Annotated in this window: 18 protein-coding genes and 3 pseudogenes; 12 read left to right on the top strand and 9 right to left on the bottom strand. The window is 47.1% G+C overall.

Annotated features, from left to right (window positions below):
* Positions 1-3: 3 nt before the first annotated feature.
* Together BEN74_RS01125 and BEN74_RS01130 are read right to left on the bottom strand one after the other, a co-directional pair.
* Positions 4-1,136 (bottom strand): IS3-like element ISAba14 family transposase gene (locus BEN74_RS01125; RefSeq protein WP_223155595.1). Its coding sequence is split into 2 segments (ribosomal slippage): positions 4-884 and positions 884-1,136, totalling 1,134 coding nucleotides; the frame shifts between segments, so codons are not numbered across the junction.
* A 92-nt stretch (positions 1,137-1,228) separates the two neighbouring features.
* On the bottom strand, positions 1,229-1,666 hold the full coding sequence (locus BEN74_RS01130) for a hypothetical protein (RefSeq protein ID WP_017480454.1): 438 nt from the start codon (positions 1,664-1,666) through the stop codon (positions 1,229-1,231).
* A 107-nt stretch (positions 1,667-1,773) separates the two neighbouring features.
* On the opposite strand from BEN74_RS01130, the gene BEN74_RS01135 reads away from it, so the two are divergent.
* The 6 genes from BEN74_RS01135 to BEN74_RS01160 all read left to right on the top strand — a co-directional run bounded on the left by BEN74_RS01135 (position 1,774) and on the right by BEN74_RS01160 (position 6,893).
* Positions 1,774-2,906 (top strand): IS3-like element ISAba14 family transposase gene (locus BEN74_RS01135; protein WP_223155595.1). Its coding sequence is split into 2 segments (ribosomal slippage): positions 1,774-2,026 and positions 2,026-2,906, totalling 1,134 coding nucleotides; the frame shifts between segments, so codons are not numbered across the junction.
* 105 nt (positions 2,907-3,011) lie between these two features.
* Positions 3,012-3,791, top strand: coding sequence for an APH(3')-VI family aminoglycoside O-phosphotransferase (locus BEN74_RS01140; protein WP_014386410.1), 780 nt, complete (start codon positions 3,012-3,014; stop codon positions 3,789-3,791).
* A 208-nt stretch (positions 3,792-3,999) separates the two neighbouring features.
* The gene (locus tag BEN74_RS01145) at positions 4,000-4,968 is read left to right on the top strand and encodes an IS30 family transposase (protein WP_005804963.1); all 969 of its coding nucleotides are present in this window, start codon (positions 4,000-4,002) and stop codon (positions 4,966-4,968) included.
* Between the two features lie 100 nt (positions 4,969-5,068).
* Positions 5,069-5,881, top strand: a complete 813-nt coding sequence (locus BEN74_RS01150) for a subclass B1 metallo-beta-lactamase NDM-1 (RefSeq protein WP_004201164.1) — start codon at positions 5,069-5,071, stop codon at positions 5,879-5,881.
* A 3-nt stretch (positions 5,882-5,884) separates the two neighbouring features.
* Positions 5,885-6,250: a bleomycin binding protein Ble-MBL gene (ble, locus tag BEN74_RS01155; protein WP_004201167.1), complete on the top strand. Its 366-nt coding sequence runs from the start codon at positions 5,885-5,887 to the stop codon at positions 6,248-6,250.
* A 4-nt stretch (positions 6,251-6,254) separates the two neighbouring features.
* The gene (locus tag BEN74_RS01160; RefSeq protein ID WP_004201168.1) at positions 6,255-6,893 is read left to right on the top strand and encodes a phosphoribosylanthranilate isomerase; all 639 of its coding nucleotides are present in this window, start codon (positions 6,255-6,257) and stop codon (positions 6,891-6,893) included.
* 10 nt (positions 6,894-6,903) lie between these two features.
* Here BEN74_RS01160 and BEN74_RS19640 read toward each other — a convergent pair.
* From BEN74_RS19640 to cutA, 3 genes and pseudogenes are all read right to left on the bottom strand, one after another.
* A pseudogene (locus BEN74_RS19640) lies at positions 6,904-7,470 on the bottom strand (twin-arginine translocation (TAT) pathway signal sequence domain protein); the annotation flags it as partial.
* Between the two features lie 90 nt (positions 7,471-7,560).
* Positions 7,561-7,935, bottom strand: a pseudogene (locus BEN74_RS19645) (protein-disulfide reductase DsbD domain-containing protein); the annotation flags it as partial.
* Between the two features lie 4 nt (positions 7,936-7,939).
* Positions 7,940-8,269, bottom strand: a complete 330-nt coding sequence (cutA, locus tag BEN74_RS01170; RefSeq protein ID WP_004201171.1) for a divalent-cation tolerance protein CutA — start codon at positions 8,267-8,269, stop codon at positions 7,940-7,942.
* A gap of 193 nt (positions 8,270-8,462) precedes the next feature.
* Here cutA and groES point away from each other — a divergent pair, with 193 nt between their 5' ends.
* From groES to BEN74_RS01185, 3 genes are all read left to right on the top strand, one after another.
* Positions 8,463-8,753, top strand: coding sequence for a co-chaperone GroES (groES, locus tag BEN74_RS01175; RefSeq protein WP_004201172.1), 291 nt, complete (start codon positions 8,463-8,465; stop codon positions 8,751-8,753).
* A gap of 55 nt (positions 8,754-8,808) precedes the next feature.
* Positions 8,809-10,449, top strand: coding sequence for a chaperonin GroEL (gene groL / locus BEN74_RS01180; protein WP_004201176.1), 1,641 nt, complete (start codon positions 8,809-8,811; stop codon positions 10,447-10,449).
* Between the two features lie 224 nt (positions 10,450-10,673).
* Complete coding sequence (locus BEN74_RS01185; RefSeq protein ID WP_043907034.1) at positions 10,674-12,167, top strand: IS91 family transposase; 1,494 nt, start codon at positions 10,674-10,676, stop codon at positions 12,165-12,167.
* 249 nt (positions 12,168-12,416) lie between these two features.
* Here the strand turns inward: BEN74_RS01185 and BEN74_RS01195 are convergent.
* A pseudogene (locus BEN74_RS01195) lies at positions 12,417-12,662 on the bottom strand (hypothetical protein); the annotation flags it as partial.
* A 349-nt stretch (positions 12,663-13,011) separates the two neighbouring features.
* On the opposite strand from BEN74_RS01195, the gene BEN74_RS01200 reads away from it, so the two are divergent.
* Positions 13,012-13,980, top strand: coding sequence for an IS30 family transposase (locus tag BEN74_RS01200; RefSeq protein ID WP_005804963.1), 969 nt, complete (start codon positions 13,012-13,014; stop codon positions 13,978-13,980).
* 464 nt (positions 13,981-14,444) lie between these two features.
* Here the strand turns inward: BEN74_RS01200 and BEN74_RS01205 are convergent, their stop codons facing one another.
* Positions 14,445-15,413 carry an IS30 family transposase gene (locus tag BEN74_RS01205; protein ID WP_014538385.1) on the bottom strand — a complete coding sequence of 323 codons (969 nt, stop codon included), beginning with the start codon at positions 15,411-15,413 and terminating at the stop codon, positions 14,445-14,447.
* 271 nt (positions 15,414-15,684) lie between these two features.
* On the bottom strand, positions 15,685-16,332 hold the full coding sequence (locus BEN74_RS01210; RefSeq protein WP_004993315.1) for a recombinase family protein: 648 nt from the start codon (positions 16,330-16,332) through the stop codon (positions 15,685-15,687).
* 151 nt (positions 16,333-16,483) lie between these two features.
* Here BEN74_RS01210 and BEN74_RS01215 point away from each other — a divergent pair, with 151 nt between their 5' ends.
* Positions 16,484-16,708, top strand: a complete 225-nt coding sequence (locus BEN74_RS01215; RefSeq protein WP_015056389.1) for a hypothetical protein — start codon at positions 16,484-16,486, stop codon at positions 16,706-16,708.
* 183 nt (positions 16,709-16,891) lie between these two features.
* A complete protein-coding gene (locus BEN74_RS01220) occupies positions 16,892-18,604 on the top strand; it encodes a zeta toxin family protein (protein WP_015060705.1) in 1,713 nt (570 codons plus the stop codon).
* On the opposite strand, the gene BEN74_RS01225 is transcribed toward BEN74_RS01220, so the two are convergent.
* Positions 18,601-19,083 (bottom strand): thermonuclease family protein, encoded by a 483-nt coding sequence (locus tag BEN74_RS01225; protein ID WP_015060706.1) that lies wholly within the window; start codon positions 19,081-19,083, stop codon positions 18,601-18,603. The two genes, BEN74_RS01220 and BEN74_RS01225, sit on opposite strands and share 4 nt — an antisense overlap.
* Positions 19,084-19,212 lie beyond the last annotated feature (129 nt).

The raw sequence follows: 19,212 nt of genomic DNA on the forward strand, positions 1-19,212 counted from the left end.
TAGTTAAGCCACCTTGTTTTGTTGGGGTAGCTGATCATAGTAAAACTCATTTGGTGTCATTTTGTCTAGACTCGAATGAGGTCGTTTCAAATTATAAAACTCAAAATATGCACTTAATTGCTTTTTCGCATCTGTGACACTGCTATAAGCTTTGAGATACACCTCTTCATATTTAACGCTCCGCCATAATCGTTCAACCATCACATTATCTACCCATCGACCTTTACCATCCATACTGATTTGAATGCCATTTGATTTCAATACATCAATAAATGCATCACTGGTAAACTGGCTGCCTTGGTCTGTATTAAATATTTCAGGTCGACCATATTTTTCAATCGCTTCATTTAAAGCCGAAATACAAAAATCCACCTCCATACTAATCGATACTCTATGCGCAAGTACCTTGCGGCTATGCCAATCAATCACAGCACATAAATAAACAAAGCCTTTTGCCATAGGGATATACGTTATATCCGTAGACCACACTTGATTACTGCGCTGAATAGCCAATCCTTTGAGCAGATATGGATATTTACGGTGAGCTTGATTAGCCTGGCTTAAATTTGGTTTGCAATATAACGCCTGAATACCCATTTTCTTCATTAAAGTACGTGTATGACGTCGTCCTATATGATGTCCTTGACGATTCAACAAATCACGCATCATACGACTGCCTGCAAAAGGATATTGCATATGTAATTCATCAATACATCGCATCAGCTTCAGATCTGATGCACTCACAGGTTTTGGGCGATAGTAATAACAACCACGGGAGACTTTCAGCAGCTTAGCTTGCTTAGATACTGAAATCTGAAGTGAGTCGTCGATTAACTTTTGTGGTTGAAGCGGCCCAGTTTCTTCAACACACCTTCTAAAAAATCAATTTCTAATGCCTGCTCACCGATTTTTGCATGTAGTTTTTTTAGATCGATGGGTGGTTCTGTTGGAGCTTTTGATTGATCGAAAGCTTGCGAGGAAGCTGAGATCAATTGATTTTTCCAGTCAATAATTTGGTTTTGATGAACATCAAACTCAGCACTCAATTCAGCAAGTGTTTTTTCTGCTTTAATCGCAGCAAGTGCTACCTTAGCTTTAAAATCATTTGAATGATTTCTTCTTGGTCTACGTGCCATAAAATACTCCATATATTGATGTTTATAACATCATTTGAGGAGCAGAATATCACTTATAGGAGTTGTTCAAATTTACGGATCCATCTCTGTTTTTAGTCTAAGTTTCTTTTAATGATGATTTTGTATTTATTATGGTCACGCTTTCCACGTTGCCCTGAAAAATATATTCCTGAAGTAGATACATTGTCTGAATTAATCAAAACAAATGGTAAATTTTGTTTCGCTAGAGTGATATAAGCTTCAACACAATCTTTTAACTCATTGTTTTTTTGATCTTTTGGCAAGTCAGCTACGATAAAGCCAACATTAAGTTGATGCTTTTCAAATGTTTCAATAGCTTCACGTTGATCTGCGTCATAGTGAATTTTATTAATTAGTCTAGATATACAAATTGAAATAATTTCATAAACAAGAATTGCGAGTGCTAAAAACATCCCCGCAAAAACTGTAATTTCTTTGCTAAAAATTACACCTAAGTATTCACTTATAATGAATTTAATAAAAATAACTAAAGCTACAACGAAAATCAAAATTTTCAGTATGTTTAGAAGAGATGGATCCGTAAATTTGAACAACTCCTATAAGTGATATTCTGCTCCTCAAATGATGTTATAAACATCAATATATGGAGTATTTTATGGCACGTAGACCAAGAAGAAATCATTCAAATGATTTTAAAGCTAAGGTAGCACTTGCTGCGATTAAAGCAGAAAAAACACTTGCTGAATTGAGTGCTGAGTTTGATGTTCATCAAAACCAAATTATTGACTGGAAAAATCAATTGATCTCAGCTTCCTCGCAAGCTTTCGATCAATCAAAAGCTCCAACAGAACCACCCATCGATCTAAAAAAACTACATGCAAAAATCGGTGAGCAGGCATTAGAAATTGATTTTTTAGAAGGTGTGTTGAAGAAACTGGGCCGCTTCAACCACAAAAGTTAATCGACGACTCACTTCAGATTTCAGTATCTAAGCAAGCTAAGCTGCTGAAAGTCTCCCGTGGTTGTTATTACTATCGCCCAAAACCTGTGAGTGCATCAGATCTGAAGCTGATGCGATGTATTGATGAATTACATATGCAATATCCTTTTGCAGGCAGTCGTATGATGCGTGATTTGTTGAATCGTCAAGGACATCATATAGGACGACGTCATACACGTACTTTAATGAAGAAAATGGGTATTCAGGCGTTATATTGCAAACCAAATTTAAGCCAGGCTAATCAAGCTCACCGTAAATATCCATATCTGCTCAAAGGATTGGCTATTCAGCGCAGTAATCAAGTGTGGTCTACGGATATAACGTATATCCCTATGGCAAAAGGCTTTGTTTATTTATGTGCTGTGATTGATTGGCATAGCCGCAAGGTACTTGCGCATAGAGTATCGATTAGTATGGAGGTGGATTTTTGTATTTCGGCTTTAAATGAAGCGATTGAAAAATATGGTCGACCTGAAATATTTAATACAGACCAAGGCAGCCAGTTTACCAGTGATGCATTTATTGATGTATTGAAATCAAATGGCATTCAAATCAGTATGGATGGTAAAGGTCGATGGGTAGATAATGTGATGGTTGAACGATTATGGCGGAGCGTTAAATATGAAGAGGTGTATCTCAAAGCTTATAGCAGTGTCACAGATGCGAAAAAGCAATTAAGTGCATATTTTGAGTTTTATAATTTGAAACGACCTCATTCGAGTCTAGACAAAATGACACCAAATGAGTTTTACTATGATCAGCTACCCCAACAAAACAAGGTGGCTTAACTAGAGCGGAATATCACTTATAAATACGCTTTTAGTTGTTCAAACAAGTGGGACCACCTCTCTCGCATTTGCGGGGTTTTTAATGCTGAATAAAAGGAAAACTTGATGGAATTGCCCAATATTATTCAACAATTTATTGGAAACAGCGTTTTAGAGCCAAATAAAATTGGTCAGTCGCCATCGGATGTTTATTCTTTTAATCGAAATAATGAAACTTTTTTTCTTAAGCGATCTAGCACTTTATATACAGAGACCACATACAGTGTCTCTCGCGAAGCGAAAATGTTGAGTTGGCTCTCTGAGAAATTAAAGGTGCCTGAACTCATCATGACTTTTCAGGATGAGCAGTTTGAATTAATGATCACTAAAGCGATCAATGCAAAACCAATTTCAGCGCTTTTTTTAACAGACCAAGAATTGCTTGCTATCTATAAGGAGGCACTCAATCTGTTAAATTCAGTTGCTATTATTGATTGTCCATTTATTTCAAACATTGATCATCGGTTAAAAGAGTCAAAATTTTTTATTGATAACCAACTCCTTGACGATATAGATCAAGATGATTTTGACGCTGAATTATGGGGAGACCATAGAACTTACCTAAGTCTATGGAATGAGTTAACTGAGACTCGTGTTGAAGAAAGATTGGTTTTTTCTCATGGCGATATCACGGATAGTAATATTTTTATAGATAAATTCAATGAAATTTACTTTTTAGATCTTGGCCGTGCTGGGTTAGCTGATGAATTTGTAGATATATCCTTTGTTGAACGTTGCCTAAGAGAGGATGCCTCGGAGGAAACTGCTAAAATATTTTTAAAGCATTTAAAAAATGATAGACCTGACAAAAGGAATTATTTTTTAAAACTTGATGAATTGAATTGATTCTAAGCATTATCTAAAAATACTTAATTGTCTTTTAACGTCGCTAAATTTTAAATAAATAAGTGAAGAGTGTTAGTGGAGCCACTGATTTAAAGTTGGCAGAGTAAAACTTGAAGTGCGACATAAACCACCTAATTAATTTAAAGGGTTTATGGAGTATATAAAATTGTCATACCATCATCTTAACTTTGAAGATCGTACTGCATTAATGCTTGAGTCAAGAAAAGAAGGCTTTTCAGCCAGAAAATTTGCTGAACTCATTAAAAGACATCCTAGTACGATCTATCGTGAGCTTAAAAGAAATAGCATCAATGACGTTTATCAAGCTCGATATGCTTCTGATAACACTTTTGCTAGACGTAGACGTGGTCACAGAAAACTCAAAATCGATTCAATCCTCTGGAAATTTATTGTTGAAGCGATCCGTTGTTTATGGTCTCCTCAGCAAATAGCAAAGCGTTTAAAGACATTTCCTGATTTGGATCAAACAATGAATGTAAGCCATACAACGATTTATTCAACGATACGAGCATTACCCAAGGGTGAGTTGAAAAAAGACTTATTATCCTGTCTACGTCATGAAAATAAAAAGCGAAAAGCTAACGGTGAACCTAAAAAAGATTCTATATTACAGGATATTAAAACTATTCATGAGCGCCCAGCCGAAGTTCAAGAAAGAAAAATACCGGGTCATTGGGAAGCTGATTTAATTAAAGGTAAAGACAATAAAAGTTCGATAGCAACACTTATTGAACGAAATACACGGCTCTGTATCTTGGCAACATTACCTGATGCAAAGGCAGAATCAGTGCGCAAGGCTTTAACTGAAGCTCTGAAATATTTACCTGCAGAACTGCGTAAAACGTTGACCTATGACCGTGGACGTGAGATGTCAGAACATAAAATACTCGAAGAAGATTTAGGCATAGATGTATATTTCTGTGACCCACATTCACCCTGGCAAAAAGGCACATGCGAAAATATGAATGGTTTAATTAGGCAATATTTACCTAAAGGGATTGATTTAAATCAGGCAGATCAGCATTATTTAAATCAAGTTGCCATGTCACTGAATACTCGTCCTAGAAAGGCGTTAGATTGGCTTACACCATTAGAGAAATTTGCTCAGCTTGTTGATTATCATATGGCTTTTGAAACTGTCGCACCTCATGTTTGAATTCGCCCCATATTTTTGCTACAGTGAACCAAATTAAGATCATCTATTTACTAGGCCTCGCATTTGCGGGGTTTTTAATGCTGAATAAAAGGAAAACTTGATGGAATTGCCCAATATTATGCACCCGGTCGCGAAGCTGAGCACCGCATTAGCCGCTGCATTGATGCTGAGCGGGTGCATGCCCGGTGAAATCCGCCCGACGATTGGCCAGCAAATGGAAACTGGCGACCAACGGTTTGGCGATCTGGTTTTCCGCCAGCTCGCACCGAATGTCTGGCAGCACACTTCCTATCTCGACATGCCGGGTTTCGGGGCAGTCGCTTCCAACGGTTTGATCGTCAGGGATGGCGGCCGCGTGCTGGTGGTCGATACCGCCTGGACCGATGACCAGACCGCCCAGATCCTCAACTGGATCAAGCAGGAGATCAACCTGCCGGTCGCGCTGGCGGTGGTGACTCACGCGCATCAGGACAAGATGGGCGGTATGGACGCGCTGCATGCGGCGGGGATTGCGACTTATGCCAATGCGTTGTCGAACCAGCTTGCCCCGCAAGAGGGGATGGTTGCGGCGCAACACAGCCTGACTTTCGCCGCCAATGGCTGGGTCGAACCAGCAACCGCGCCCAACTTTGGCCCGCTCAAGGTATTTTACCCCGGCCCCGGCCACACCAGTGACAATATCACCGTTGGGATCGACGGCACCGACATCGCTTTTGGTGGCTGCCTGATCAAGGACAGCAAGGCCAAGTCGCTCGGCAATCTCGGTGATGCCGACACTGAGCACTACGCCGCGTCAGCGCGCGCGTTTGGTGCGGCGTTCCCCAAGGCCAGCATGATCGTGATGAGCCATTCCGCCCCCGATAGCCGCGCCGCAATCACTCATACGGCCCGCATGGCCGACAAGCTGCGCTGAGCCATGGCTGACCACGTCACCCCCAATCTGCCATCGCGCGATTTCGATGTGACAGAGGCGTTTTATGCGAAGCTGGGCTTTGCGACGAGTTGGAAGGATCGCGGCTGGATGATCCTGCAGCGCGGCGGTTTGCAGCTCGAATTCTTCCCCTATCCTGACCTCGACCCAGCTACGAGCTCGTTCGGCTGTTGCCTGCGGTTGGATGATCTCGATGCCATGGTGGCATTGGTGAACGCGGCGGGAGCCGAGGAAAAAAGCACCGGCTGGCCGCGCTTCAAAGCTCCGCAACTGGAGGCGAGCGGCCTGAGGATCGGCTACCTGATCGATCCCGACTGCACGCTGGTGCGGCTGATCCAGAACCCCGACTGACCGCATGCCCGCGAAAATCAAGATTTGCGGGATCAGCACACCCGAGGCGCTCGATGCGACCATCGCGGCGCGGGCGGACTATGCCGGGTTGGTGTTCTATCCAGCGTCGCCCCGTGCGGTTACGTCGAATGTCGCGGGCGCTTTGACATCGCGCGCAGCTGGCCAGATCGCCATGGTCGGTTTGTTCGTCGATGCGGATGATGCTGTCATCGCCGACGCACTGGTGGCAGCCAAGCTGAACGCGCTGCAGCTGCACGGTTCGGAATCGCCCGAACGCGTGGCCCAGTTGCGCGCGCGGTTTGGCAAGCCGGTGTGGAAGGCGCTGCCCGTCGCCAGCGCCAGCGATGTCGCACGCGCCGCAGCCTATGCCGGGGCGGCGGACTTGATCTTGTTCGACGCCAAGACCCCCAAAGGCGCGCTGCCCGGCGGCATGGGGTTGGCGTTCGACTGGTCGCTGCTGGCCGGATATCGCGGTGCCTTGCCGTGGGGGCTGGCAGGCGGGCTAAATCCGACGAATGTTGCCGAGGCGATTGCGCGCACCGGAGCGCCGCTGGTCGATACCTCCAGCGGCGTCGAAAGCGCGCCGGGCGTCAAGGATACCGACAAGATTACCAATTTCGCCTTTGCGGTGCGCTTGGCCTAAATCGCGTCGATCAATAGGCGTCGTTCAGCGCAAAGATCGGCTTGCGGGTGCGCCACTGCCCTCGGGTGAAGTCGGGAAAATCTAACGTGCGATTGCCCTCAGCAATCGATTGTTCCGACAGAGGCGTGATCGCGCTCCAGGCCAGCGCGTCGTAAATGTCGATTGGCATCGGGGCCTTGGCCTTCAGCGCCTCGACAAAAGCGTGGATCACGAACCAGTCCATCCCGCCATGCCCGGCCCCTGCCGCCAGATCGGCGTAGCGTTTCCATAGCGGGTGATCGTATTTCGCAAACCAGCCCTCGGCAGGCTCCCAGCGGTGCGGCTGTGGGCTCTTGCCCTCCAGATAGATCGACTTGTTGACGTCCATCCACAGCCCCTCGGTGCCTTGCACCCGAAAGCCGAGAGAATAGGGGCGCGGCAGCGAGGTGTCGTGGCACAGCATGATCGTTTCACCATTAGTGCAGCCGATCATGGTGTTGACCACATCACCCAGTGCGAATTTCACCTCGGCGTTGGGATGATCGGCAGAGCCGTTCTTGACGACATAATCATGCAGCCCGCGCGCCTTACAGCCGAAGCCGCCAGCGCCCGCTTCGCCCGGCAACGCGACCTTCAGGGTGCGGGTCTGCGGCGGGTAGCACACGCCGGCATCGGCGCAGCCCTGGTACTTCACGGTCAGGGTGGTCGCGCTCGCGCCGGCCGCGGGCGTGCCGGTGAGGGTGCCGAGCAATTCCTTGCGGTAGGTTTCGACGTCGCCGAAGAATTCGTCGCGGTAGGCCTTGCCCTTCGGCAGCGCCATGGTCGCGCCGGTGAAGGCGGCATCGGCCTTGACCGAGGTGCGGTGCCGGTACAGGTAATAGCCGTCGGCGATCCGCCAGCGCACCTCGATGCGGTCCGGCGCGGTGGCCTGCGCGGACAGGACGAAGACCTCGTCGACCGGCGGCAGTTCGAAGTCCTGGGCGACGGCCGAGGTCGCGGGCAGCGCAAGCAGCAGGGCGAGCCCGGCCAGCCAGCGGCGCAGGCGGATCGTGGATGCGGTCATTGGCTCAGTTTACCGGTCGGCTCTCGGCGGCCAGCCATTGCAGGTATTCGGGCAGGCCGGACGCGGCTTCGACCGCGAGCAGCTCCGGGAGTTCGTAGGGATGCAGTTGGCGCAGGCGTTCCTGCAGGGCGGGGTAGGCCTCGGCACTGGTCTTGACCAGCAGCAGGACCTCGGCCGCGGCCTCGACCTTGCGTTGCCAGCGATAGACCGAACGCAGGCCGGGCAGGAGGTTGACGCAGGCGGCCAGGCGCTCGGCCACCAGCGCGGTGGCGATGCGCTCGGCGCTGTCGGCGTCGGGACAGGTGCAGAAGCAGATCAGGGCGCTCACCGGCATAGGGTAGCGGCTGCCCCGATCCGGCGGGCCTGGCGGACATCCGCGTGCGGCCCTTGAAAGTCGGCGGGCCCGCCCCATCTCGGTGGCATGCCGGGTTCGCCCGGTTCTGTTGTCCGCGGTTTGGCACTCGCTTCGCGCGACTGCTAAAATCGCCGGGTTTTTCCACGTCAATCAACCATTTACCGAGGTTGCCATGTCCAATATCAAGCCGCTGCACGACCGCGTGGTCATCAAGCGCATGGAAGAAGAGAAGCTGTCCGCCGGCGGGATCGTGATCCCGGATTCGGCCACCGAGAAGCCGATCAAGGGCGAAGTCGTCGCCGTCGGCACCGGCAAGGTGCTGGACAACGGCCAGGTCCGCGCGCCGCAGGTCAAGGTCGGCGACAAGGTGCTGTTCGGCAAGTACAGCGGCACCGAAGTGAAGCTGGACGGCGTCGAGCTGCTGGTGGTGAAGGAAGACGACCTGTTCGCGATCCTCGGCTGATCGCGCGTCGCTCCCACACATTTCTCATCCGAATAATTTTTCGAGGTAATTCGCAATGGCTGCCAAGGACATTCGTTTCGGCGAAGACGCGCGCTCCAAGATGGTGCGCGGCGTCAACGTGCTCGCCAACGCCGTGAAGGCGACCCTCGGCCCGAAGGGCCGCAACGTCGTGCTGCAGAAGAGCTACGGCGCGCCGACCATCACCAAGGACGGCGTCTCCGTCGCCAAGGAAATCGAACTGGCTGACGCGTTCGAGAACATGGGCGCGCAGATGGTGAAGGAAGTCGCTTCCAAGACCTCCGACAACGCCGGCGACGGCACCACCACCGCCACCGTGCTGGCGCAGGCGTTCATCCGCGAGGGCATGAAGGCGGTCGCCGCCGGCATGAACCCGATGGACCTGAAGCGCGGCATCGACCAGGCGGTGAAGGCCGCGGTCGGCGAACTGAAGTCGCTGTCCAAGCCGTCGTCGACCAGCAAGGAAATCGCCCAGGTCGGCGCGATCTCCGCGAACTCGGATGCCAACATCGGCGACCTGATCGCGCAGGCGATGGACAAGGTCGGCAAGGAAGGCGTGATCACGGTCGAGGAAGGCAGCGGCCTGGACAACGAACTCGACGTGGTCGAGGGCATGCAGTTCGACCGCGGCTACCTGAGCCCGTACTTCGTCAACAACCAGCAGTCGATGTCGGCCGACCTGGATGATCCCTTCATCCTGCTGTACGACAAGAAGATCTCCAACGTGCGCGACCTGCTGCCCGTCCTCGAGGGCGTGGCCAAGGCCGGCAAGCCGCTGCTGATCGTGGCGGAGGAAGTCGAAGGCGAAGCGCTGGCGACCCTGGTGGTCAACACCATCCGCGGCATCGTCAAGGTCTGCGCGGTGAAGGCCCCGGGCTTCGGCGACCGTCGCAAGGCGATGCTGGAAGACATGGCGATCCTGACCGGCGGCGTGGTGATTTCCGAGGAAGTCGGCCTGTCGCTGGAGAAGGCCACCATCAAGGACCTCGGCCGCGCCAAGAAGATCCAGGTGTCGAAGGAAAACACCACCATCATCGATGGCGCCGGCGAAGGCGCGGGCATCGAGGCGCGCATCAAGCAGATCAAGGCGCAGATCGAGGAGACCTCCTCCGACTACGACCGCGAGAAGCTGCAGGAGCGCGTGGCCAAGCTGGCCGGCGGCGTTGCGGTGATCAAGGTCGGTGCCGCCACCGAAGTCGAGATGAAGGAAAAGAAGGCGCGCGTCGAAGACGCCCTGCACGCGACCCGTGCGGCCGTCGAGGAAGGCATCGTCCCGGGCGGCGGCGTCGCCCTGATCCGTGCCAAGGCGGCGATCGCCGGCATCAAGGGCGTGAACGAAGACCAGAACCACGGCATCCAGATCGCCCTGCGCGCGATGGAAGCCCCGCTGCGCGAGATCGTGACCAATGCCGGCGATGAGCCGTCGGTCATCCTCAACCGCGTGGTCGAAGGTTCGGGTGCGTTCGGCTACAACGCCGCCAACGGCGAGTTCGGCGACATGATCGAGTTCGGCATCCTGGACCCGACCAAGGTCACCCGCACCGCGCTGCAGAACGCCGCGTCGATCGCGGGCCTGATGATCACCACCGAAGCGATGGTGGCCGAGGCCCCGAAGAAGGACGAGCCGGCGATGCCGGCCGGCGGCGGCATGGGCGGCATGGGCGGCATGGATTTCTAAGCCCCGCGATCCATCAAGCAAGACCACAAAGCCCGGCCTCGTGCCGGGCTTTGTGCGTTCTGGCGTCCGAGGCGGGAGACTTCCTACCCGCCCCGCGGCAATGTCTGACGCGAAGATCAGAAAACGCCGATATGAACGCGTGCTCGCGGGCGCAACCCTGAGCAGCCGTCCCTGCAACGGAGCGCTGCGTGCCGCGCCTGACCGCACCCCGGCGGCAGGCCGAGGTGTGCGCGCCACTGCCGGCCGCCCACGCCGCTGCGCGTTACGCGCGCCACCTGCCCGAGCGCACGCTGCTGTACGCGCTAGTGCAGGCGCACTACCCGGACTTCATCGCGCGTCTTGAGGCCGAAGACCGCCCGCTGCCCGAGTATGTGCGCGAGGAGTTCGAGACCTACCTGCGCTGCGGCGTGCTCGAGCACGGCTTCCTGCGCGTGGTCTGCGAGCACTGTCGTGCCGAGAGGCTGGTGGCGTATTCCTGCAAGAAGCGCGGGCTGTGCCCGAGCTGCGGCGCACGGCGCATGGCCGAGTCGGCGCGGCATCTGGTGGACGAGGTGTTCGGCCCGCGGCCGGTGCGGCAATGGGTGCTGAGTTTCCCGTACCCGTTGCGCTTCCTGTTCGCCAGCAAGCCTGAGGCGATCGGCCCGGTGCTGGGCATCGTGCATCGTGTGATCGCCGGTTGGCTTGCCGATCAGGCCGGCGTGCCGCGGGATACGGCGCAATGCGGCGTGGTGACCCTGATCCAGCGCTTCGGCAGCGCGCTGAATCTCAACATCCACTTCCACATGCTGTGGCTCGACGGCGTGTACGAGGACACCACCGAGCGTCCGCAGCGCAAGCCGCGCCTGCACCGCACCCGTGCGCCCACATCGGCGCAACTGACGGAACTGGCCAACACCATCGCGCATCGCGTGTGCCGGCACCTGTCGCGCCGCGGCTGGCTCGAAGGCGAAGACGAATCCGTGTTCCTGTCCGACAGCGCGGGTAGCGACGACGGCATGGATGGGCTGCGGATGAGTTCGATGACCTACCGCATCGCCACCGGTCGCGACGCTGGCCGCAAGGTCGTCACGCTGCAAACGCTGCCTGGCGACGCCGGTCCGCTGGAGGGCGACGCCGGCAAGGTCGGCGGCTTCTCGCTGCATGCCGGCGTGGCCGCGGAAGCACACGAAAGCCACAAGCTCGAAAAGCTGTGCCGCTACATCACGCGCCCGGCGATCAGCGAGCAGCGGCTATCGATCTCGCCACAGGGCAGGGTGCGTTACCAGCTCAAGACGCCGTGGCGCAATGGCACCACGCATGTCGAATGGGATGCGGTGGACTTCATCGCCAAGCTGGCGGCACTGGTCCCGCCGCCACGCGCGCATCTCACCCGCTTCCACGGCGTATTCGCCCCGAATGCAAACCTGCGCGCGCAGCTGACGCCCTCGGGGCGCGGCAGGCGGCCTGCGGGCGATGCGGCGCCAGTGGACGTCAGCGCCCACGACGAGCCGCGCAGCCCCGAGCAGAAGCGCCGTGCGATGAGCTGGGCGCAACGGCTCAAGCGGGTCTTTTCCATCGACATCACCACCTGCGCCCACTGCGGCGGCGCGGTGCGGATCGTCGCCAGCATCGAAGACCCCAAGGCCATTCGCGCCATCCTCGCCCACTTCGAGAAACACGGCGCGCTGGAGCAAGCGCACTACCGGCCCGCAGCGCGCGCCCCGCCGCCCGCCGCGTGATGAGGCGCCGGCCACACAGCCGGCAGCCAAGCCAGAGTCCGATCCGATGCGGCCACGACCCCGCAGGGCTGCGCTCGGCCCTGTGCCGGGATTCGGTGAGAAATGGCTACGCACTGAGCCGCTGCGTGGCCCCGCGATGTCGAAAACCCACGCATGAACCCCCGATCTGTGCCCGATCTGTGCCCAAAGCGGCGCTTGCGCGGCCGCTTCCTACCCGCCAGACTCGCCAAAAAGGGCGGTTGAACTTCCTATACCCATATCCCACTTTAGGTTTGGCAGCACCTTTTCAATCAGGTGGTTGTTTACACCAATCCAGCTATTGGCCAATTGAATATTGGTTTCGTCTACTTTTTTTGATTTTTTAAACAGCTTGGTAAAACCGAGTGCCAAAACAGGGGGACCATGTAAAAACGTGCTTCCTGTAATGACTGAACCAACTGTGAGTCCTTTACTGACTTTTTGCAATAAGGATGCTTTTTTATGAGCAGTAGACATAAATCTAACCTTGAGTGTAGAGATTTAAAAAAATGTTCCAACTATAAACAACGGAAATTGAAATACAATTGTATATTTGAAGATGTTGACATTTTTTATGGATTTACCCATTTTCTGCAATTTTAATCCACTTTATCATAAGTGAAGCATTGGTATTTGGTGTATAAAGTTCTTAAAAACTTTTATTGAAACATATATCTCATGTTTTTAGAAATCCGATAAATTGAAAACAATGGAGGGCAGAGTAAAACTTGAAGTGCGACATAAACCACCTAATTAATTTAAAGGGTTTATGGAGTATATAAAATTGTCATACCATCATCTTAACTTTGAAGATCGTACTGCATTAATGCTTGAGTCAAGAAAAGAAGGCTTTTCAGCCAGAAAATTTGCTGAACTCATTAAAAGACATCCTAGTACGATCTATCGTGAGCTTAAAAGAAATAGCATCAATGACGTTTATCAAGCTCGATATGCTTCTGATAACACTTTTGCTAGACGTAGACGTGGTCACAGAAAACTCAAAATCGATTCAATCCTCTGGAAATTTATTGTTGAAGCGATCCGTTGTTTATGGTCTCCTCAGCAAATAGCAAAGCGTTTAAAGACATTTCCTGATTTGGATCAAACAATGAATGTAAGCCATACAACGATTTATTCAACGATACGAGCATTACCCAAGGGTGAGTTGAAAAAAGACTTATTATCCTGTCTACGTCATGAAAATAAAAAGCGAAAAGCTAACGGTGAACCTAAAAAAGATTCTATATTACAGGATATTAAAACTATTCATGAGCGCCCAGCCGAAGTTCAAGAAAGAAAAATACCGGGTCATTGGGAAGCTGATTTAATTAAAGGTAAAGACAATAAAAGTTCGATAGCAACACTTATTGAACGAAATACACGGCTCTGTATCTTGGCAACATTACCTGATGCAAAGGCAGAATCAGTGCGCAAGGCTTTAACTGAAGCTCTGAAATATTTACCTGCAGAACTGCGTAAAACGTTGACCTATGACCGTGGACGTGAGATGTCAGAACATAAAATACTCGAAGAAGATTTAGGCATAGATGTATATTTCTGTGACCCACATTCACCCTGGCAAAAAGGCACATGCGAAAATATGAATGGTTTAATTAGGCAATATTTACCTAAAGGGATTGATTTAAATCAGGCAGATCAGCATTATTTAAATCAAGTTGCCATGTCACTGAATACTCGTCCTAGAAAGGCGTTAGATTGGCTTACACCATTAGAGAAATTTGCTCAGCTTGTTGATTATCATATGGCTTTTGAAACTGTCGCACCTCATGTTTGAATTCGCCGTTTTATATCACCAATAAATCTAAATTTTGGTTTTTAAAATGAACTTATTTAAAATATCTAAAACTGTTTATTAGCTTAACTTGTGATTTAAGTTTTTATGAATATAAAATTGTTAATTTATTAGCTTTACAAGTTTATTTAAATTTCATCGTGCAACATTTTTAACCGATTTTATTATCGATGGTATTTTTTTGTCTGCTTTTCTTTTCCTAGTCTTTTATCTATCTGTCAGCCATATAGTATTTTATTAAATTCTTATGGGAAATGACGAATGTTAAATTATCTTAAGAGCTTTAATAATATCAATACTTATTTGATTTTATCGATAATTCTGCTGTTAATCATAATATCTCTAGATTATTTCTAAACTGAATGAATGTTTATAATGAGTGATTCATATTGCTATTGAAATCGCCTTCTCACTTTGAAAGAAGGCGAGGATGAGGGACGGCGAATTCAAACATGAGGTGCGACAGTTTGAAAAGTCTTATGATAATCAACAAGCTGAGCAAATTTCTCTAATGGTGTAAGCCAATCTAACGCTTTTCTAGGACGAGTATTCAGTGACATGGCAACTTGATTTAAATAATGCTGATCTGCCTGATTTAAATCAATCCCTTTAGGTAAATATTGCCTAATTAAACCATTCATATTTTCGCATGTGCCTTTTTGCCAGGGTGAATGTGGGTCACAGAAATATACATCTATGCCTAAATCTTCTTCAAGTATTTTATGTTCTGCCATCTCGCGTCCACGGTCATAGGTCAACGTTTTACGCAGTTCTGCAGGTAAATATTTCAGAGCTTCAGTTAAAGCCTTGCGCACTGATTCTGCCTTTGCATCAGGTAATGTTGCCAAGATACAGAGCCGTGTATTTCGTTCAATAAGTGTTGCTATCGAACTTTTATTGTCTTTACCTTTAATTAAATCAGCTTCCCAATGACCCGGTATTTTTCTTTCTTGAACTTCGGCTGGGCGCTCATGAATAGTTTTAATATCCTGTAATATAGAATCTTTTTTAGGTTCACCGTTAGCTTTTCGCTTTTTATTTTCATGACGTAGACAGGATAATAAGTCTTTTTTCAACTCACCCTTGGGTAATGCTCGTATCGTTGAATAAATCGTTGTATGGCTTACATTCATTGTTTGATCCAAATCAGGAAATGTCTTTAAACGCTTTGCTATTTGCTGAGGAGACCATAAACAACGGATCGCTTCAACAATAAATTTCCAGAGGATTGAATCGATTTTGAGTTTTCTGTGACCACGTCTACGTCTAGCAAAAGTGTTATCAGAAGCATATCGAGCTTGATAAACGTCATTGATGCTATTTCTTTTAAGCTCACGATAGATCGTACTAGGATGTCTTTTAATAAGTTCAGCAAATTTTCTGGCTGAAAAGCCTTCTTTTCTTGACTCAAGCATTAATGCAGTACGATCTTCAAAGTTAAGATGATGGTATGACAATTTTATATACTCCATAAACCCTTTAAATTAATTAGGTGGTTTATGTCGCACTTCAAGTTTTACTCTGCCGACTTTTATGTTGAATTATCATTTTAAAAATGCCTTATAAAAGAAGCTTAATGTGTTTTCTTATATAGGTTTAAACATAATTGTTGTATATCTTAAATCCAATTGATCTTAAAATTTTCCTTTATTTTTTGTTATGAGTGCGAGAAAATTGTCAAAAAGGTCAATCAGACTGGGCGTTAATTTGTTTTGCATACTTTTTCCTATATCGAATTAAAGTCATATAACTAACACCATAATCTTTAGCTATTTGAGTGAAAGGGTATGAATCGTCCTTATTTTTAAGGGTATGAATTAACTCTTTTAGTTTTTCTTCTGTAATCGCAGGCGATCTTCCCTTGTATTTACCTTTCTTTTTTTTAGCTAATTTAATTCCCTCTGCTTGATTCTCACTAATAATACCCCTTTCAAGTTCAGCTACAGCGCCTAATACATGGAGTTGAAACTTATCGAACTTGTCATCTGAATTGGGGGTAAAGTTCAGGTTATTTTTGACAATATGAACAGACACTCCTTTTTTATTTAGCTTTTGAACAATGGTTACAAGGTCAATCAAGCTACGTGCCAATCTAAAAACATCATGAGCGTACACAATGTCCCCACTACGGACATAATCGAACATTTCCTGAAGTGCAGGGCGTTTGGCAGTCTTTCCGCTAAAATGATCAATAAAAGTTTTATCTAGCTCAAAGGGTAGATCATGGAGCTGTCTTTCAGGGTTTTGGTCTTTAGTGGATACACGGATATACCCCACTCTTTGAAAGGGTGTGTTTTTAATTTGATCTTCAATATCTAAATTTTCTTTTTCCATAACCAGTATAACAAAATTAGATAACCTCAATGTTATATCACATTAGATTAACAAAACAACCCTATTGTTATAGGGTTTTTAGGGTGTATTATTATATAACAATAGGGTATACCCTATTGTTATATATCTTCAGGTATAAGGAAAAATAACGATGATTAATTTTAATGATCTAAGCGAATCTGAATTATTAAGGATTGCACAGACTGGCATATCAAACCGTATAGGATTGCGTACTTCAGGACATTTGCCTGAAGATGATAGACAGGCTCTTTCAATGGAGCTTCAGGGCTTGTACGAGCAAGATAGAGAACAGTTGATACAATCAATCAAGAAACATAGTGAAGCCTATAAAAGCGAGCAGAGTAATCAGGAATGAAAATTTTTTGCTGAAGCTAATTATAAGTCTAGTCGTGATTTATGGTTGCTTGGGCGTAGTGTTTGTTTCAGAGAACTTATCAGATAACACTGTAGGCATTATTGGATTTTGTGGACTGATATTACTACCTACAGTTTATAAGTTTGTTGGAACATTCTTTAAGGCACAATGAAAGGGTGATCAATGGACAACCAATACAAACTAAGTGACGAAGAACATAGCCTTGTATTTGAGAAAATTAAAGCTGATTTTCTGAATAACTCACTGTCTATAGTCAGCCCTAAAGTCGTCATTACTGGCGGTCAGCCTGCATCGGGTAAAGGCAAGTTGGCAAGAGATTCTATAGATCAGTTCAAAGATAAAGGCGGGAGTGTAATTATTGACCCCGATCAATTAAGAGCCTATCACCCCAAGTATAATGAACTGCAAAAATTGGATGATAAAACATCTTCAGGATTCACCCACCATGATGCTAAAAAGTGGAGTTTAGAATTAATTGAAGAAGCTATAAGCCATAAGAAAAATATTGTTCTTGACCAAACAAGTGCAGATTTTCAAACCTTAAAAAATACAGTTCAAAATTTCAGAGATAAAGGCTACAAAGACGTTGAATTAAAAATAATGGCTGTGCCTGAAATTACATCACGACAAGGTATATACCATCGTTATGAAATGGAAAAGGCGCTGTATGAAACTGGGCGTTTCGTCAATATTGATATTCATAGTGAAATTTATCACAAGCTAGAAAACACAATAGAACAGTTAAAAGATGAACCCATAGTAGACAAGCTAACCGTTTATGACCGTCACTATAACGCTATTGAACAAAAGGACTTTAAAGCTGAAAGGGAAAGACCATTTTCAGATCAGGAGCGCCAACAGCATGAATATAAATGGTTCAAAGTAATAGAAGCAATGCAAACACGCTTTGCCCCATATACAGAGGTTGAGATTGTAAAGGGGCTTCAGGAAAGTGACAGACTTAAATTGAATAATCAAAAACTGGTTAGTGAAGTGACCCAAGTTGATGAAAGTACAGGTGAGAAAATGGACGTAAAAATAGTCAGTAACTTAACTAGCAACTTACTTGTTGCCAAAGATGATTTTGAAAAACAAGATGGTTATTTATCTAAAAATATCAAAGTTGATGGCGAGGACAATTTAGTTATGTTCCGTCAAAATCGAGATCATCTTGAGTTAATCAATGTTACTAAAAATGAAATGATGCTCGATAAGCCGATCGGTAATCATGATTCAAAACAACCTGAATCTACGGCATTACAGGTTTATATGGAGGTTAAAGAAAAGTTAAATAACCTTGAAAATAAAATTTTAATGAAAGTAGATGAACAGCTATCAAATAAACCTAAAGCGCCTGAAGTGAAAGGAGATAGTAAGGCTGAAGTATCTCAATTTCAAAGCAAAGCCCCAGAGCTAGATAAACACCAAATCATTAAAGAAGTCCGAATACAGCTAAAGCAAGAGGGGAAATTGGGTGCTGATTTTGCTAAGTCAGCTAATGGGCTATCCGTTGCTCATGGTGACTATATCAAGCTCAATGAAGCATACAGTCAAAAAGATGGTTTATTTAAAACCACTAATTTACCTAAAGACGCTGAAATTAAAATCACAGGTCACACAACTAAAAAAGGTGAAACCTATGCAACAGGCGTTCATAACAATTCAAATGTAGAGTTAAAAATCAGAAGTGTTGAAGCCCGCTATGGTGATCAATATGTGAAACGCTATGAAACCAATCCTGAAGTAAAACAGGCTGTAGATCAGAGAGTGATAGCACAGCAAACAACATTTAAATCTTTATCTGCTTCAAGGGTACAGGAGTTAAGCCAGTCAAGCCCAAAGCAGGATAAGCCCACTTCAGGCATGAAATTTTAATATTTCTTTCGCCAGTCATAGGGGTTAATCGGGTTAGGACTTTTCCATAACCCGATTTTTTTTGATCGAGCATTATTCTCTAAATCTATGTATGTTCTATCAGGAAGATTGTAGCGATAAGCCCAAGCGTAGCCACTGGCGACCATTGCTTTATTCACATTTAATTTATTCAAGTACAGCTCACCAAGAAACCTACCATTGTTATCAGTTCCATGCTCTTTAACGAGTACCGTTTTGTTTAAGACCATAGACATTAAATATTGTTTCGATTGTTGACCATAAGGCTGTGTAGGCGAATTTTTAGCATTATTGGCAACTTCAGGGGCATCTATGAATGACAGTCTAACCCGCCATTTAGTGTTGTTTGGTTTTGTGATACTCACAGTATCACCGTCTAAAACGTAAGTGACTTTGCCGTAATAATCAGCGTGACAGTATGCTGAAAACAAAAAAAGGGTAATACAAAAAAGCTTATTCATTTTGGTTCACCATAAAACCGTTTTAGCACGTATGGACTTGCAACTTCATTGCTTGGTCCATACGTGCTAAAACTCTTACTGTGAAAAATCATATCCCGATGCTTGGTCAAAACTGCAAGTATGCAGTCT

This window comes from Acinetobacter sp. WCHAc010034 (genome assembly GCF_001696615.3).
Lineage (GTDB): Bacteria > Pseudomonadota > Gammaproteobacteria > Pseudomonadales > Moraxellaceae > Acinetobacter.